Consider the following 14,308-nt stretch of genomic DNA (forward strand, 5'->3'; position numbering starts at 1 on the left):
CTCAGCCACCCGTGCCGGTGTGCCGACGGGACGCGCCGCCCCGGTAGGCGGCGACGGCGAGCGCGGCGAACGAGCGGACCAGCGGATTGGTGTCTCCCGCGGCCCACGCCACCACCGCGCGGCTCGGCTCCATGTCGACCAGCGGCACCACGGCGAGTCCCGCTCCGGGGTCGTGGGCGAGGAGCGTCAGGCCGACCGTGCCGTTCCAGAGGACGGCCTGCCGGCACTCCTGGACCGCGCGCACGACGGGGCCCTCGCGGGGGATGCCGCCGTTCCAGTACGACTGCCAGAGCGGATCGGTGCCCTCGGGGAAGGTGAACCAGCCGCGGTCCGCGAGATCCGCCAGGCGCAGAGCGGCCCGGCCGGCCAGCGGATCGTCGGCGCGCAGCAGCACTCCCACCGGGTCGGCGCGCAACGCGCGGACGGCCAGGCCGCTCTCGTCGAACGGAGCGCGGGTGAGGGCGACATCGACAAGACCGGCGTGCAGTCCGCAGGTGGGGTCGGCCAGCCCGGTCTCGCGGATCCGTACGTCGACGTTCGGGTGCTGTCGCCGGTAGTCGTCGGCCAGCCGGCGCACGTCGGGGTCGGCGCTGTCGCCCAGCAGGCCGACGGTCAGGGTCGTGGCACCGGTCGCCGCCGCCACGCGGACGCGGGCCCGCTCGGCCCGGTCGAGCAGGGCGCGCGCCTCCTGGAGCAGGACCGTCCCGGCCGGGGTGAGGGCCACTCCGGCGGGCGAGCGGTGGAACAGGACGGCGCCGAGGTCCGTCTCCAGTTGCCGGATCGCCCGGCTCAGCGGCGGCTGGCTCATGTGCAGCCGCGCGGCGGCCCGCCCGAAGTGCAACTCCTCGGCGACCGCCACGAAATAGCGCAGCGTCCGTAGCTCCATACTGCGACGATACCCATCCGGTATCGACGGTGCGGAACGAGTCCTGGACAGGAGTGGCGCGCGGGCCGTCCCATCGAGGCGTGCGGCAATCCGCCGCCGTGCCTCGAAAGGAACGCCGTGCACCTCGCCTATTGGTTCGTCGCCGGTCTGCTGGCCCTCTTCTACGTGTACGGGGGCGGGGTGAAGCTGGTCCGGAGCCGTGACCGGCTGAGGCCGATGATGGCCTGGGTGGACAGCATGCCGATGGCGGCCGTCAGGGGCATCGGCCTGATCGAGGTCCTGGGCGCGCTCGGCCTCCTGCTGCCACCCCTGACCGGCATCGCCCCCTGGCTGGCCCTCACCGCGGCGCTCGGCTTCGTGGTCCTGCAGTTCGCGGCGACCGGAGTGCACCTGCGCATGGGAGACCGCCAGATCGCCCTCAACCTCGGGCTCATCGCGATCGCGGCGGTCACGGCGTGGCTGGCGGTCGGCTGGCTCTGACCGGGGGAGAAGGCGGCCCGGCGGTCACGTGGTGGGTCTCAGTGCGTGCCGCTTCGTCCGGTCCATCGCGCGCCATTCCGGCCGCAGGCCCGCCAGGTTGGTGGTGACGAAGTACGCGGCCCCGCACGCGAGCAGCACCGGGGTGAGCCCGGCCGCGGTGACCGCCGCCCCGGCGAGCAGTCCGCCGAGCGGGGTACCGGCCCAGGCCAGCGAGTCACCGAGCGCGTTGACCCGGCCGAGCATGGGGCGCGGCACTCGCTCGAACAGCACGGCGCCCAGCACGGGATTGATGAAACCGGCCCCGAACCCGCTGACGGCGAACACGGCCAGTAGCACCCCCAAGGGGGCATCGAGCGCGAGGACCAGGAAGCGCGGTGCCCCGGCCAGCAGGAAGCCGGTGAAGAACACGGCTCGGCGCGGCAGCCGGTGCGCGGCCGCGGCCGCGATGAGGCTCCCGGCCACCGCGGCCGCCCCCATCGCGGTCCCCACCAGGCCGATCGCCGCCGGACCGTGGCCGGACGCGTCGGCCCAGACGGGGATCAGCACCGTGGACATCGCCGCGTCCAGCAGGTTGGTGATCCCCACCGTGACGATGACGGCGAGCAGCAGCGGTTCACCGCGGAGGAACGTGAAGCCCTCGCCGAAGCGCCGCCAGTAGCTCGGCTCCGATACGTCCCCGGGGACCGGGGCGTCCTCGGCCGCATGTCCCATGCCGCGTGGCAGAGCAAGTCCGATCAGCAGTGAACCCAGAGCGAAACAGGCCGCGTTGACGACCAGCCCCGTCAAGGGACCGAGCAGCGTCACCAGAGCGCCGCCGGCGGCGGGCCCGACGGTGGAGGCGAGCCGCTCGATCACGCCGGACAGTCCGGTGGCTCTCTCCAGCGGCACACCGCCCCGCTCTGCCGCCTCGGGCACCATGACCTCTTTCGCGAGATCGCCCGGGCCACGAGCGGCGCCGATCACCGCGACCAGCACGAGCAGCAGAGGGAACGACAGCAGACCCAGGACGTGGAAGAGCGGGACGGTCGCGGCGGCGGCAGCGCTGACGAGGTCCGTGGCCCAGGACACCGCTCGCGGACCGATCCGGTCCACCAGCGGTCCGGTGAACGCCTTGACCAGCACGTACGGCGTCATCTCGACAAAGGCCACCAGCCCGGTCCGGGTGGCACTGCCAGTGGTGACGAGCACGAACCAGGGGAGAGCCACCGCCGAGATCCGGGTCCCGCTCAGCGACACGGCCATGGCCGCGAGCACCCCACCCAGCGGCCGTAAGGACCGCCTGCCCGGTATGCCTCCGGTCGCCGCCCCCTCCGTCATGACCCTTGCGCCGCGGGTGCGCCCGGTTCGGGCAGGACGTAGGTGATCAGGTCGACCCGCTCGGCGCCCTCCGGGGCGGTGGCCGCCGCTTCGGGAGTGTCCCGCCGGTAACGCGCGACGACCTCGGTCAACTCCCCGTACAGCGAGGCGGTTTCCTCGGGGGTGAGCCGAAGCGCCCAGTCGCTCATGTCGAAGACGTGCCGCCACGCGCGCGGCATCGCCCGCAGTTCTTCGAGCGTCTGCTGAGTGCGGAGTGTGTAGAGGGCGGCGACGGACTGCTGGTAGGCGCGGGCGGCCTCGGGCTCGCGGTCGGCCAGGTCGCGGTCGTCGAACCAGATGGTGCGGTGCGCCGAACGCCACCAGCGCTCGCGCGCGTTCCCGCGTTCTGCGTCCTCCTCGACGAAGCCTGCCGCGCCGAGTTGTCGCAGGTGATAGCTGGCCGTTCCTGAGTTCACGCCCAGCCGCCCCGCCAGGCGGGTGGCCGTCGACGGGCCGTACTTCCGCAGCAGGCTCACCAGCTGCACGCGCACCGGGTGCGCGAGAGCGCGCAGTCCCTTGGCGTCCAGGACGACGGAATCTCCTTCGGTGCGGAGGCCGTCCGGCGTCTCCTCCGCATCAGCCGTGGAATCGGTCATAGGACATACGTTAGACCGCAAAGAGTTCTTCGCAAAGCTCTCTTTGCGAAGAACTCTTTGCGGTCTGGATTCTGCTGTGGCACGGGCGCCGACGAGCCGCCCGACTCATCCCGCCTTCTGCAACCGCGCCCCGCTGTGCTTCCAGAACCCGGAGAACGTGATCCGGTTCTTCGGCAGGCCCGCCCGGTGCAGATGGCGGCGGCCCTCCGTGGCGAGTGTCGACTCGCCGACGACGAACGCGTACCCCGTCTCGGGCACCCGCGCGTGGCGCCGCAGCTCCTCCAGTGCTGCCGTGCCGGGGACGGCGGTGGCGTCGTCGCGGACCACCCATGTCACGGAAACGCCGTCCGGCGCGTCGAGTTCACGGCGGTCGCCGTGGGCCGGGATCTCCTGGATGACCCGGCCGACGGCGGTGCGGGGGAGCGAGCGCAGGACGCCGCCCATGGCCGGCAGGCCGCTCTCGTCCGCCACGACCAGTACCTCGGAGGCGTCGTCGGGGCAGTCGAACAGCAGGCCCTGGTCGAGGAGGGCGACCGGGTCGCCGGGGCCGGTGGCGCAGGCCCAGATCGCGGCCGCACCCTCCGCCTCGCCGGTCGGGCCGCAGTGCACCACGAAGTCGATGTCCAGTTCCGCCGTCTGCGGACGGAAGTCCGCCACGGTGTAGTTGGCGCAGTGCGGGCGCACGTCCTCGGGGAGGGCGAGATAGGGCTCCCACCACTTGGTGCCCGACAGGTGGGGCAGTACGAACCGTTCCTGGTGCGGCAGTTTGAAGAAGAGCCGGAACCAGTGGTCGTAGCCGCGCCACGGGAACGTGGCGAAGGCGTCACCGGTCACCGTCACTCGCTGGATCGACGGAGAGAAACGCACACTGCGCACCACTTCACCGCGGAAGAGGCCGGGGTGCTTCGGGACAAGCCTGGGGTTCTTCGACACGAAGTTAGCTTAGCCTAAGCTAACTTCCTTCATTCCGTGACGACGGCGCGGACCGTGTCGCGCAGCCAGCGCTGCGCCGGGTCGTCGTCGAGGCGCGGATGCCAGGCCATGTGGTAGCGCAGCGGACCGATCTCGTGCGGCGCGGGCAGGACGCGCAGCGCGGGATCCGTCGCGTGCTCGACGGCGAACCGGCGGGGAAGGGTCGCGATCAGCGACGTGCCCGGAACCGCCCGCGCCGCCACCGAGTGGTAGGGCACGGACAGGGCGGCCCGGCGCGGCCGGTGGTGCCGGTCGAGCGGATCGTCGATCGCGATCTGCCGTCCGCCGACGGTCCCGACGACGACGTGCGCCGCGTCGAGATAGTCCTCCAGGGTCGGTCGCGGACCCTCGGCCAGCGGGTGGTCCCGCGCCATGACGCACAGGAACGGATCGTCGAAGAGGTGCTCGGTGCGCAGGCCGGAGGAGACCTTCCCGGCGGCGTGGAACAGCAGGTCCACCCGGCCGTGGTCGATGTCCTCGACGATGCCGTCGTGCCACCGGCCGAAATCCAGCGTCGAGTGCGGCGACTCCCGGAACACGCGCCGGAAGAGGGCCGGGACGACGACCGAGGCGTAGTCGGTCCCCGCGATCCGGAACGCCTCGGCCGCCTCGCCCGGCACGAAGGTCTCCGGGGCGAACAGCGTCTCCAGGCGGGGCACGACCGCGCCGAGCCGGGTCTGGATGCGCTCGGCCCGCGGAGTGAGCCGGTACCCGCCCGGCGCGCGGACCAGCAGCTCGTCTCCGAAGGTGTCCCGCAGCCGCTGCAGCGCCCGGCTCATCGCCGGCTGGCTCATCCCGGCCAGCTCGGCGGCGCGCGAGACGTGCCGCTCGGTCAGCAGCGCGGCCAACGGGCCGAGCAGATTCAGGTCCACCCGCTCCATATGCACCATGCGCATACTCTAGATACCGATGATTCATTAGACAAATAGTCTCTGCGTGGCGGAAGGTGAGAGCACAGAGAAGACCTCGCGAGGAGAAGAAGATGACGGACGCAGGGCGCGACGGACGCAGGGTCGCCGTGGTGACGGGCGGATCGGGCGGCATCGGCGGCGCGGTCGCCCGCCGGCTCGCCGACGCGGGCACCGCGGTCGTCGTCCACTACGCGGGAGCCGTTGACCGGGCCGCCGAGGTCGTGGAGTCGATCACCGCGGCCGGCGGGACGGCGTACGCCGCGCCGGGCGACGTCGCCGAACCGGCGGAGATGGAGCGACTGTTCGACGCCGCCGAGGAGCGCTTCGGCGGCGTGGACGTCGTCGTCAACACCGCCGGGATCATGAAGCTGGCGCCGGTGGCCGAGATGGACCTGGACACCTTCGACCGCATGCACCGGGTCAACGTCCGCGGCACGTTCGTGGTCTCCCGGCTGGCCGCCCGCCGACTGCGGCCCGGCGGCGCGCTGATCAACTTCTCGACCTCCGTCACCCGGTTGCAGCAGCCGACCTACGGCGCCTACGCGGCGACCAAGGGCGCGGTCGAGGCGATGACCCTGATCCTCGCCCGCGAGCTGGGCGGCCGGGACATCACCGTGAACGCCGTGGCGCCCGGGCCGACCGCGACCCCGCTGTTCCTGGAGGGCAAGAGCCCCGAACTCATCGAGCGGATCGGCTCGGCCGCCGCCCTCGGCCGCCTCGGCACACCCGAGGACATCGCGGGCGCGGTCGCCTTCCTGGCGGGCCCCGACGGCCGCTGGATCAACGGCCAGGTGCTCTTCGCCAACGGCGGCGCGGCCTGACATCGGCCCCCGGCCCCGACGGCCCGTCCGGCCGGGGCCGAACGGGTGGCCCGTGCGGCCGCCTCAGTGCACCGCGCGGCGGATCCGGCGTCCGCTGATGCGGCGCGGTGTGACGAGCAGCCACCGGGTGCGCTCGCCTCCGGCCCACGGCTCGGAGTGGGCCTGTTCGGCCAGTGCGGTGGCGGTGTCCGGGTCGGTGACGGCGCACGCGACGCCGACGACGAGCACGCTCCAGCCCTCGCTCAGCGCGTCGTCCACCCGGTCCACCTCGAAGGCGACCTCCTGGCCGGAGGCGCCCGACAGCGACGAGCCCGGCCGCGTACGGAACGCGACGGAACCGTCGGACGTCATCGTGTAGTTGACCGGCAGCACGACCGGCCCGTGCGGCAGCTGGACGGCCACCCGGCCCACGCCGTGCGAGGACAGCAGCGCGCGGCACTCCTGCTCCGACAGCTCCAGGAACTCCGGGGTGCGCGCCGCGTCGGCGGTCCCGGGCGGGCGCGTGTACGTTCCGCCGAGCAGGGTGTCGACATCCGTGTCCAGGGCCGCGGCCAGCCGCAGGGCGAAGCCGGAAGCGGGGTGGGCGGCCTGCTCCTCGACGTACCGGACGTACGCCTCCGAGGCACCGGTCCGGTCCGCCAGGTCCTGGGCGGTGAGGCCGAGTTCCCGGCGGCGCGCGGCCACCCGGCGCCCGAAGTCGCTGTGCTGGACCGCTGCCGCCTCCGTGGGCTCCGGCGCCTCGGGCATCCTCGTCTCCCTCTGTCGATCACGTCCTCGGATCGTCCGGCAGCCCGAAACCGCTCGCAACCGCGGCCGGTCCGATCACCCAGGGCGCATTGAGTGCGCGTACTCAGGTGGCGGACACCCGCGCGTTGCGAGGATCGGCGCGGAGGCCGGGCCGACACGGCCGGCTCCCGCCGACCGAGAGCGTTCGCGCCAGTTACGGAGAATTCATCATGTCCCGTCGCATCGTCCTGTCCGCCGTCGCCGGTGCCGCCGTCCTCGCGGGCGCTGGCGCCTTCGCCCTCGCCTACGCCGGGGACGCCGCCCCCGTCCTCGGGCACGGCACCGCCCGCTACACCGCCCCGCACGGCGACCGGGACGGCTCCTTCGCCTTCTCCACCGAGGTCACCGCGGCCTCCGGACTCAAGAGCGTCAAGGTGCTGGCCTGGCCGGAGAAGTCCGAACTCGCCAAGAAGCCGCCGACCGCCGCGGAGATGACACGGGCGGAGGCCGCCCGTTGCGAGCCGGCGGGCGGGGACACCGAACGGTGCGCCTACACCGTCAAGGTGACCGGCGCCGACGCCTCCTCGTTCCCGCGGGGTTCCTGGCACGTCGCGGTACTCGCCACCGACAAGGACGGCGCCACCGCCTTCGACGCCAAGGCGGTGGACTTCACCGTCGGCTGACCGTACGGCGGCCGTGCCTCACCCGGCCGCACACTCCTCGATCACCGAGGCGACCTGCTCGGCGGCGGGGGAGTTCCGCTGGGCCCGCCGCGCGAGCAGCAGGTCGACCGGCTCGGGATCCACCAGCGGTACGTAGGTGACGCCTTCGAGGCTGAGGCTCCGTACCGACTGCGGGACCAGGGCGACCCCGTGCCCGGCGGCCACGAACACGACCAGTGTCGCCGTCTCGCCGACCTCGGTCAGCGACACGGGAGAGAAGCCCGCCCGCTCGCATGCCGCCAGCACCAGGTCGTACATCGAGGACCGGGACCGCGAGGGATGGACGACGAACGGCTCGTCCGCCAGCGCCCTCAGCGGGATCCGCGGCCGGCCGGCCAGCGGATGGTGCGCGGGCAGCACGGCCACCAGCGGCTCGGACCGCAGCGAGGTCACGCGCAGTCCCTCGCCCGCGACCCGGCCGCGCAGCACCGCGAGGTCGTACGTGCCCGAGGTGAGCCCCTCGACGAGTTCCGGGGTGAGCAGTTCGCCGCGCAGATCCAGGGTGATCCCGGGCAGCCGTGCGCGGACGGTACGGGACACCCGGGGCAGCACGTCGTACGTCGCCGTACCGATGAAGCCGACGGACACCCGCCCGGCATGCCCGGTGGCCAGCTCGTGCAGATGGACCCGCGCCCGCTCCTCCTCCGCGACGAGCGCCCGGGCGTACCCCGTGAGCAGGCGGCCGGCCTCGGTCGGTTCGACCCGGCGCGTCGAGCGGTTGAACAGCTGCACCCCCAGCTCGCGCTCCAACTGCTTGATCTGCTGGGACAGGGCGGGCTGCGCCACGTGCAGCCGGGCCGCCGCGCGCCCGAAGTGGCACTCCTCGGCGAGAGCGAGGAAGTACCGGAGCTGACGGAGTTCCATGCCCACGACTCTACCTGTCCTTATAAGGGCACCTTATGAATCGATGCCGACTAGGTCTTGGACGTGATGAACAGGGCGCACCTAGCGTGACGGGGTGACCCACAGTTATCTGTACGCAGCAGCGCGCACGCCCTTCGGGAAGTTCTCCGGGGCCCTGGCGGACGTTCGGCCCGACGACCTCGCGGCGCTCGCCGTCACCGGGACCCTGGCCAGGACCCCCGCGCTCGACCCGGCCGAGATCGGCGACGTCGTCTGGGGCAACGCCAACGGCGCCGGTGAGGACAACCGCAACGTCGGCAGGATGGCCGTCCTGCTCGCGGGACTGCCGACCTCGGTGCCCGCCACGACCGTCAACCGGCTGTGCGGCTCCTCCCTGGACGCCGTCATCATCGCCTCCCGCGCCATCGAGACCGGCGACGCGGACATCGTGCTCACCGGCGGCGTCGAGTCGATGACCCGCGCGCCCTGGGTCCTGCCCAAGCCCTCGCGCGCCTTCCCGGCCGGGGACATGACCGCCGTGTCGACCACGCTGGGCTGGCGCCTGGTCAACGAGCGCATGCCCGAGGAGTGGACCGTCTCCCTGGGCGAGGCCAACGAACAGCTCGCGGACCGCTTCTCCGTCGCCCGCGCACGCCAGGACGCCTTCGCCGCCCGCTCCCACCGACTCGCCGACGCCGCCTGGAACGACGGCTTCTACGACGACCTCGTCGTGCCCGTCACCGTCGACGCCAGGGGCACCACGCTCGACCGCGACGAGGGCATCCGTCCCGGCTCCACCGCGGAGAAGCTGGCCGGGCTCAAGCCGGTGTTCCGGCCCGACGGCGTCATCACGGCCGGCAACGCCTCCCCGCTGAGCGACGGCGCCTCGGCCGTCCTGCTGGGCTCGGAGGCCGCCGCCGCCCGGATCGGCACCGACCCGCTCGCCCGCGTCGCCGGACGCGGCGTGTCCGCACTCGACCCGCAACTGTTCGGCTACGCCCCGGTGGAGGCGGCGAACCGGGCGCTGAAGGCCGCGGGGATCTCGTGGCGCGACGTCGGAGCCGTGGAGCTCAACGAGGCGTTCGCCGTGCAGTCCCTCGCCTGCGTGGACGCCTGGGACATCGACCCGGACATCGTCAACACCAAGGGCGGCGCGATCGCGCTCGGCCATCCCCTCGGCGCGTCCGGCGGCCGCCTCCTGGGCACCCTGGCCCACCGGCTCCGCACGTCCGGCGAGCGCTGGGGAGTGGCCGCCATCTGCATCGGCGTAGGCCAGGCCCTCGCGGTCGTCCTGGAGAACGTCACGGAGGCGAAGCGATGACCACCCAGCTGTGTGCCGACCCGGACGAGGCGGTCGCCGGAATCGAGGACGGCTCCACCGTGCTCGTCGGCGGCTTCGGCATGGCCGGCATGCCCGTCGAGCTGATCGACGCGCTGATCCGCCAGGGCGCCACCGACCTCACCGTCGTCTCCAACAACGCCGGCAACGGCGACACCGGACTCGCCGCGCTCCTCGCCAAGAAGCGCGTCCGCAAGGTGATCTGCTCCTTTCCGCGACAGGCCGACTCCTGGGTCTTCGACGACCTCTACCGCACCGGCAGGATCGAACTGGAGGTCGTGCCGCAGGGCAATCTCGCCGAGCGCATGCGGGCGGCGGGCGCCGGCATCGGTGCCTTCTACTGCCCGACGGGCGTCGGCACCCTGCTCGCGGAGGGCAAGGAGACCCGCGAGATCGACGGGCGTACGTACGTCCTCGAATACCCGATCAAGGGCGACGTCGCGCTGATCGGCGCCCACCGCGCCGACCGCATGGGCAACCTCGTCTATCGCAAGACCGCCCGCAACTTCGGCCCGGTCATGGCCACCGCGGCGACCACCGTGATCGCGCAGGTCCGGGAGGTCGTGGAGACCGGCGCCCTCGACCCGGAGACCGTCGTGACCCCGAGCATCTATGTGGACCGGATCGTGCAGGAGGCGGGACGCCGATGAACCCCACGAACCGAGTGACGGCCCGGCGGGAACCGCTGGGCAAGCACGACATCGCCGCGCTGATCGCCCGCGACATCCCCCGGGGCGCCTTCGTCAATCTGGGCATCGGTCAGCCGACCCTCGTCGCCGACCACCTGCCCGCGGACTCCGGCGTGGTCCTCCACACCGAGAACGGCATGCTCAACATGGGCCCCGCCGCACGCGACGGCGAGGTGGACCCCGACCTGACGAACGCGGGCAAGGTCCCCGTCACCGAACTGCCCGGAGCCGCGTACTTCCACCACGCCGACTCCTTCGCCATGATGCGCGGCGGCCACCTGGACATCTGCGTCCTCGGCGCGTTCCAGGTCTCCGAGGCGGGCGACCTGGCCAACTGGCACACGGGCGCGCCCGACGCGATCCCCGCCGTCGGCGGTGCCATGGACCTCGCGATCGGGGCCAAGAAGGTCTTCGTGATGATGACCCTCTTCACCAAGGACGGCGCACCCAAGCTGGTCCCCGACTGCGACTACCCGCTCACCGGACTCCGCTGCGTCGACCGGGTCTACACCGACCTCGCGGTGTTCGACATCTCCGCGCGGGGCGTCCGGGTCACGCGGACCTTCGGCATCACGCCCGACGAACTCGCCGCGCGTCTGGAGGTGCCGCTGACCTTCGCGGAAGGGTGCTGAGGGCGGGCGGCATCGGTCGGCATGGACTTCTCAAAGAATTAGGATAGGTTAACCTAAGTTTGCTGCGGCGGGGGTGAGTTGGACACCCGCCGGGCCGAAGCCGCCGTACCCCGCATCCCAGATGAAGGACGTCCCATGCCTGTTGTGCGCCGCTCCACAGCGCGACGCCTGTTCGCCGTCTCCGCCGCCGCCTCCCTCGTGCTGCTGGCCGGCGCGTGCGGCAACGACGACCAACAGGACGACGCCGCGGGCTCGTCGGGCGGCGGCGCCTTCCCCGTCTCCATCAAGAGCGCCCTGGGCACCGCCACCATCAAGAGCGAGCCCAAGCGCGTGGTCACCCTCGGCCAGGGCTCGGCGGAGACGGCCATCGCGCTCGGCCACACCCCGGTGGGCATCGAGGAGTACGCCTGGGGCAGCGACAAGTCCGGCTACCTGCCGTGGATCCACGAGGCCGTGAAGAAGAAGGGCGACGACCTGCCCAAGCAGTTCAAGGGCGGCGAACAGCTCGACATCGAGGCCATCACGGAGCTGCGCCCCGACGTCATCCTCGCTCCGTGGTCCGGGATCACGGCCAAGCAGTACGACCTGCTGAAGGACATCGCGCCCACGGTCGCGTACCCGGACAAGGCCTGGAGCACCGACTGGGACCAGCAGATCGAACTGGTCTCCAAGGCGCTCGGCGAGCCCGACGAGGCCGACCAGCTCGTCGGCGACATCAAGAAGCAGCTCGCGGACGCGGCGAAGACGCGCCCCGACTACGCCAAGTACCAGTTCTCGTACATCTACAACACGGGACCGGGCACGCTCGGCGTGTTCTCGCCGACCGAGCAGCGCGTGGAGATGGTCAAGTCCCTCGGCCTGAAGGTCGACCCGGTCGTGAAGACGTTCAAGGAGACCGAGGGCACGGACTCCTCCCTCATCGGTCTGGAGAACGCGGACAAGCTCAACAAGAGCGACCTGCTGTTCACCTTCTACACCGACGAGAAGAACCGCCGCGAGATCGAACGGCAGCCGCTGTACGCGGCGATGCCCGCGGTGAAGAAGGGCGCGCTGGTGCACAGCGCGGACAACTCGTTCGTCACGGCCTCCTCGATGCTCAACCCGCTGACGGTGCCGTGGAGCATCGAGCGGTACCTGCCGCTCATCGACAAGGCCGTCGAGAAGGCGGGCAAGTAGCGTTCCCGTGACTGACGTCGAGCAGATGGACCGCCCGCGGACGGTCCCGGAGAAGCCGGGTACGGGCCGGAGGACGGGCCGGGTTCCCCTCACCGCGATGGTGATCGTCCTCGCGGCCGTCCTGGCCCTGGCCTGCTTCGCGAGCGTCGCGATCGGGAGCAAGACCCTGCCGGCCGGCGCGGTCTGGAACGCCCTGACGGGCAGCGGGGACGGCTACGCGCTGACCGTCGTGGAGAGCCGCTATCCCCGTACGGTCCTCGGGATCCTGGTCGGCTGCGGCCTGGCCGTGTCCGGCACCCTCATGCAGGCCGTGACCCGCAACCCGCTGGCCGAACCCGGCCTGCTCGGCGTCAACACCGGGGCGGCGGCGGGCGTCGTCGCCGCGACCGCCTACTTCGGGGCGAGCGGGCAGCTGCAGATCCTGCTCTGGTCGCTGCCTGGCGCCCTGCTCGCCGGCGTGTTCGTGTACCTCGCCGGGATCGTCGGCGGACGGGTCAGCCCGGTGCGGCTCGTCCTCGGCGGCGCCGTCCTGACCGCCGTGCTCAGCGCGTTCATCCAGGCGGTCACGCTCAGCAGACCGGCGACCTTCGACAACTACCGCTACTGGGTCGTCGGCGCGCTGACCGGCCGCACCTGGACCGCCGTGTGGACCGTCGTGCCGCTGGTCGTCGTCGGCCTCGTCGTCGCGGCCGTCCTCGCCCGCGGCCTCAACATCGTGGCACTCGGCGAGGACACGGCCGCCGCGCTCGGCGCCCAGCCGACGCGCGTGAAGGCGATCGGCCTGCTCACCGCCACACTGCTGGCCGCCGCGGCGACCGCCGCCGCCGGCCCGATCGCCTTCGTGGGCCTGGCCGTTCCGCACCTCACACGCGCCCTGGTCGGCGTCGACATGCGCCGACAGCTCCTCTGCGGCGCCCTCATCGGCCCCTCCCTGCTGCTGCTCGCCGATGTGGCGGGCCGGGTCGTGGTCCGGCCCCAGGAGCTCATGGTGGGTGTCGTGACCGCGTTCGCCGGAGCCCCGGCCCTCCTCGTCGCCGTCCGCCGAATGAGGTCCGCATCGTGACGACACACCCTTCCACGCGGGCCGGTTCGGGCCCCCGCCGCTACCGGGTGGCGATCGGTCCCGCTCTCCACGTCCGCGTACAGGCACGCACCCTGTGGACCGGGCTGGCGCTCCTCGTCCTCGTCGCGGCGGCCTGCGTCGCCTCCCTGACCGTCGGCCGGCTCGGCATCCCGCTGTCGTCCCTCCCGTCGACCCTGGGCGGACAGGGCGCGAGCATCGACGCCTTCGTCCTGGAACGGCTGCGGGGTCCGCGCCTCGTCGTCGCCCTCGCCGCCGGCGCCTCGTTCGGACTCTCCGGCGCGCTGTTCCAATCGGTGACGCGCAATCCACTGGGCAGCCCGGACGTCATCGGCATCGCCCCCGGAGCGGGCGCGGGCGCCGCACTGGTCGCCCTGCTCCTGCCGTCGTTCCCCGTCGCGGTCGGCGCCGCTCTCGGAGCCGTCCTGGCCATGGCCGTCGTCCACGTGTCCACGGGCACCGGATTCCGCAATCCCACCCGGCTCGTGGTCGCCGGCGTCGCGGTCACCGCCATGGCCACCGCCTTCATCCAGTACATCGTGTACGCGATCGAGCGCGACCAGGCCACCGTCCTCAGCTCCTACCTCAACGGCAGTCTCACCGCGCGCTCCTGGAGCGACGCGGCCACCGCGGGCGTCGTCCTGCTGGTGTGCGCGCCCCTCGCGGCGGTCCTGTCCCGCCCCCTGTCGGCGAGCGAGCTGGGCCGGGACACGGCGGCCTCCCTCGGCGCCGATCCGGACCGCACCTTCACCTGGAGCGTCGTCGCCGCCGTCGCTCTGTCGGCCGGTGCGGTCGCCGCGGCGGGTCCCATCTCCTTCATCGCCCTCACCGCCCCGCAGATCGCCCGACGCGTCACCCGGGGCACGGGCCCCCATCTGACCCTGTCCGCCCTCACTGGGGCGCTTCTTCTCGTGGCCGCGGACATCGCCGCCCAGAACGCCCCGGTCTTCGAGAAGTTGCCGGTCGGCGTGTGGACCATGGCCCTGGGCGGACTGTATCTGGGGCACCTGCTGTTCCGTGAGTGGCGGAAGGGGCTGCTGTAGCGCCCTTCGCGGCGTCCGCCCCGGTGGCCCCGGCC

General features: G+C 72.4%; 16 protein-coding genes. 9 read left to right on the forward strand and 7 right to left on the reverse strand.

Going from position 1 to position 14,308, the window contains the following annotated elements:
* Position 1 precedes the first annotated feature (1 nt).
* Positions 2–886: a LysR family transcriptional regulator gene (locus tag ABII15_RS35320; protein ID WP_353946354.1), complete on the reverse strand. Its 885-nt coding sequence runs from the start codon at positions 884–886 to the stop codon at positions 2–4.
* Between the two features lie 117 nt (positions 887–1,003).
* Between ABII15_RS35320 and ABII15_RS35325 the strand changes: the two genes are divergently transcribed.
* Entirely contained in the window at positions 1,004–1,366 is a 363-nt protein-coding gene (locus ABII15_RS35325) for a DoxX family protein (protein WP_353946355.1), read from the forward strand.
* A gap of 24 nt (positions 1,367–1,390) precedes the next feature.
* Here the strand turns inward: ABII15_RS35325 and ABII15_RS35330 are convergent, their stop codons facing one another.
* From ABII15_RS35330 to ABII15_RS35345, 4 genes are all read right to left on the reverse strand, one after another.
* The gene (locus tag ABII15_RS35330; RefSeq protein WP_353946356.1) at positions 1,391–2,683 is read right to left on the reverse strand and encodes an MFS transporter; all 1,293 of its coding nucleotides are present in this window, start codon (positions 2,681–2,683) and stop codon (positions 1,391–1,393) included.
* On the reverse strand, positions 2,680–3,318 hold the full coding sequence (locus ABII15_RS35335) for a helix-turn-helix domain-containing protein (RefSeq protein ID WP_353946357.1): 639 nt from the start codon (positions 3,316–3,318) through the stop codon (positions 2,680–2,682). Before ABII15_RS35335 ends, ABII15_RS35330 begins: the two co-directional genes overlap by 4 nt.
* 105 nt (positions 3,319–3,423) lie before the next feature.
* Positions 3,424–4,251 (reverse strand): siderophore-interacting protein, encoded by an 828-nt coding sequence (locus ABII15_RS35340; protein ID WP_353946358.1) that lies wholly within the window; start codon positions 4,249–4,251, stop codon positions 3,424–3,426.
* A 29-nt stretch (positions 4,252–4,280) separates the two neighbouring features.
* Positions 4,281–5,180 (reverse strand): LysR family transcriptional regulator, encoded by a 900-nt coding sequence (locus tag ABII15_RS35345; RefSeq protein ID WP_353946359.1) that lies wholly within the window; start codon positions 5,178–5,180, stop codon positions 4,281–4,283.
* Between the two features lie 92 nt (positions 5,181–5,272).
* Between ABII15_RS35345 and ABII15_RS35350 the strand changes: the two genes are divergently transcribed.
* Complete coding sequence (locus ABII15_RS35350) at positions 5,273–6,022, forward strand: SDR family oxidoreductase (RefSeq protein WP_353946360.1); 750 nt, start codon at positions 5,273–5,275, stop codon at positions 6,020–6,022.
* Between the two features lie 63 nt (positions 6,023–6,085).
* Here the strand turns inward: ABII15_RS35350 and ABII15_RS35355 are convergent, their stop codons facing one another.
* Positions 6,086–6,769 carry a pyridoxamine 5'-phosphate oxidase family protein gene (locus ABII15_RS35355; RefSeq protein ID WP_353946361.1) on the reverse strand — a complete coding sequence of 228 codons (684 nt, stop codon included), beginning with the start codon at positions 6,767–6,769 and terminating at the stop codon, positions 6,086–6,088.
* A 209-nt stretch (positions 6,770–6,978) separates the two neighbouring features.
* Between ABII15_RS35355 and ABII15_RS35360 the strand changes: the two genes are divergently transcribed.
* Positions 6,979–7,431 carry a DUF5707 domain-containing protein gene (locus tag ABII15_RS35360; protein WP_353946362.1) on the forward strand — a complete coding sequence of 151 codons (453 nt, stop codon included), beginning with the start codon at positions 6,979–6,981 and terminating at the stop codon, positions 7,429–7,431.
* An 18-nt stretch (positions 7,432–7,449) separates the two neighbouring features.
* Here the strand turns inward: ABII15_RS35360 and ABII15_RS35365 are convergent, their stop codons facing one another.
* The gene (locus ABII15_RS35365; RefSeq protein WP_353946363.1) at positions 7,450–8,334 is read right to left on the reverse strand and encodes a LysR family transcriptional regulator; all 885 of its coding nucleotides are present in this window, start codon (positions 8,332–8,334) and stop codon (positions 7,450–7,452) included.
* Positions 8,335–8,428: 94 nt separating this feature from the next.
* Between ABII15_RS35365 and ABII15_RS35370 the strand changes: the two genes are divergently transcribed.
* From ABII15_RS35370 to ABII15_RS35395, 6 genes are all read left to right on the forward strand, one after another.
* On the forward strand, positions 8,429–9,634 hold the full coding sequence (locus ABII15_RS35370; RefSeq protein WP_353946364.1) for a thiolase family protein: 1,206 nt from the start codon (positions 8,429–8,431) through the stop codon (positions 9,632–9,634).
* Positions 9,631–10,302, forward strand: a complete 672-nt coding sequence (locus ABII15_RS35375; protein ID WP_353946365.1) for a 3-oxoacid CoA-transferase subunit A — start codon at positions 9,631–9,633, stop codon at positions 10,300–10,302. Before ABII15_RS35370 ends, ABII15_RS35375 begins: the two co-directional genes overlap by 4 nt.
* The gene (locus ABII15_RS35380) at positions 10,299–10,973 is read left to right on the forward strand and encodes a 3-oxoacid CoA-transferase subunit B (RefSeq protein WP_353946366.1); all 675 of its coding nucleotides are present in this window, start codon (positions 10,299–10,301) and stop codon (positions 10,971–10,973) included. Before ABII15_RS35375 ends, ABII15_RS35380 begins: the two co-directional genes overlap by 4 nt.
* Positions 10,974–11,108: 135 nt before the next feature.
* Positions 11,109–12,149 (forward strand): iron-siderophore ABC transporter substrate-binding protein, encoded by a 1,041-nt coding sequence (locus ABII15_RS35385; protein WP_353946367.1) that lies wholly within the window; start codon positions 11,109–11,111, stop codon positions 12,147–12,149.
* Between the two features lie 97 nt (positions 12,150–12,246).
* Positions 12,247–13,212, forward strand: a complete 966-nt coding sequence (locus tag ABII15_RS35390; RefSeq protein WP_353947305.1) for an iron chelate uptake ABC transporter family permease subunit — start codon at positions 12,247–12,249, stop codon at positions 13,210–13,212.
* Entirely contained in the window at positions 13,209–14,273 is a 1,065-nt protein-coding gene (locus ABII15_RS35395) for an iron chelate uptake ABC transporter family permease subunit (RefSeq protein WP_353946368.1), read from the forward strand. The genes ABII15_RS35390 and ABII15_RS35395 overlap by 4 nt, the downstream gene beginning before the upstream one ends.
* The last annotated feature ends 35 nt before the right edge of the window (positions 14,274–14,308 follow it).

Source organism: Streptomyces sp. HUAS MG91, from assembly GCF_040529335.1.
Classification (GTDB): Bacteria; Actinomycetota; Actinomycetes; order Streptomycetales; family Streptomycetaceae; genus Streptomyces; species Streptomyces tabacisoli.

Coding starts and splice junctions, on each gene's coding strand:
- ABII15_RS35320 (WP_353946354.1), bottom strand. CDS start 886: ATGGAGCTACGGACGCTGCGCTATTTCGTGGCGGTCGCCGAGGAGTTG.
- ABII15_RS35330 (WP_353946356.1), bottom strand. CDS start 2,683: ATGACGGAGGGGGCGGCGACCGGAGGCATACCGGGCAGGCGGTCCTTA.
- ABII15_RS35335 (WP_353946357.1), bottom strand. CDS start 3,318: ATGACCGATTCCACGGCTGATGCGGAGGAGACGCCGGACGGCCTCCGC.
- ABII15_RS35345 (WP_353946359.1), bottom strand. CDS start 5,180: ATGGTGCATATGGAGCGGGTGGACCTGAATCTGCTCGGCCCGTTGGCC.
- ABII15_RS35350 (WP_353946360.1), top strand. CDS start 5,273: ATGACGGACGCAGGGCGCGACGGACGCAGGGTCGCCGTGGTGACGGGC.
- ABII15_RS35355 (WP_353946361.1), bottom strand. CDS start 6,769: ATGCCCGAGGCGCCGGAGCCCACGGAGGCGGCAGCGGTCCAGCACAGC.
- ABII15_RS35360 (WP_353946362.1), top strand. CDS start 6,979: ATGTCCCGTCGCATCGTCCTGTCCGCCGTCGCCGGTGCCGCCGTCCTC.
- ABII15_RS35365 (WP_353946363.1), bottom strand. CDS start 8,334: ATGGAACTCCGTCAGCTCCGGTACTTCCTCGCTCTCGCCGAGGAGTGC.
- ABII15_RS35375 (WP_353946365.1), top strand. CDS start 9,631: ATGACCACCCAGCTGTGTGCCGACCCGGACGAGGCGGTCGCCGGAATC.
- ABII15_RS35380 (WP_353946366.1), top strand. CDS start 10,299: ATGAACCCCACGAACCGAGTGACGGCCCGGCGGGAACCGCTGGGCAAG.
- ABII15_RS35385 (WP_353946367.1), top strand. CDS start 11,109: ATGCCTGTTGTGCGCCGCTCCACAGCGCGACGCCTGTTCGCCGTCTCC.
- ABII15_RS35390 (WP_353947305.1), top strand. CDS start 12,247: ATGGTGATCGTCCTCGCGGCCGTCCTGGCCCTGGCCTGCTTCGCGAGC.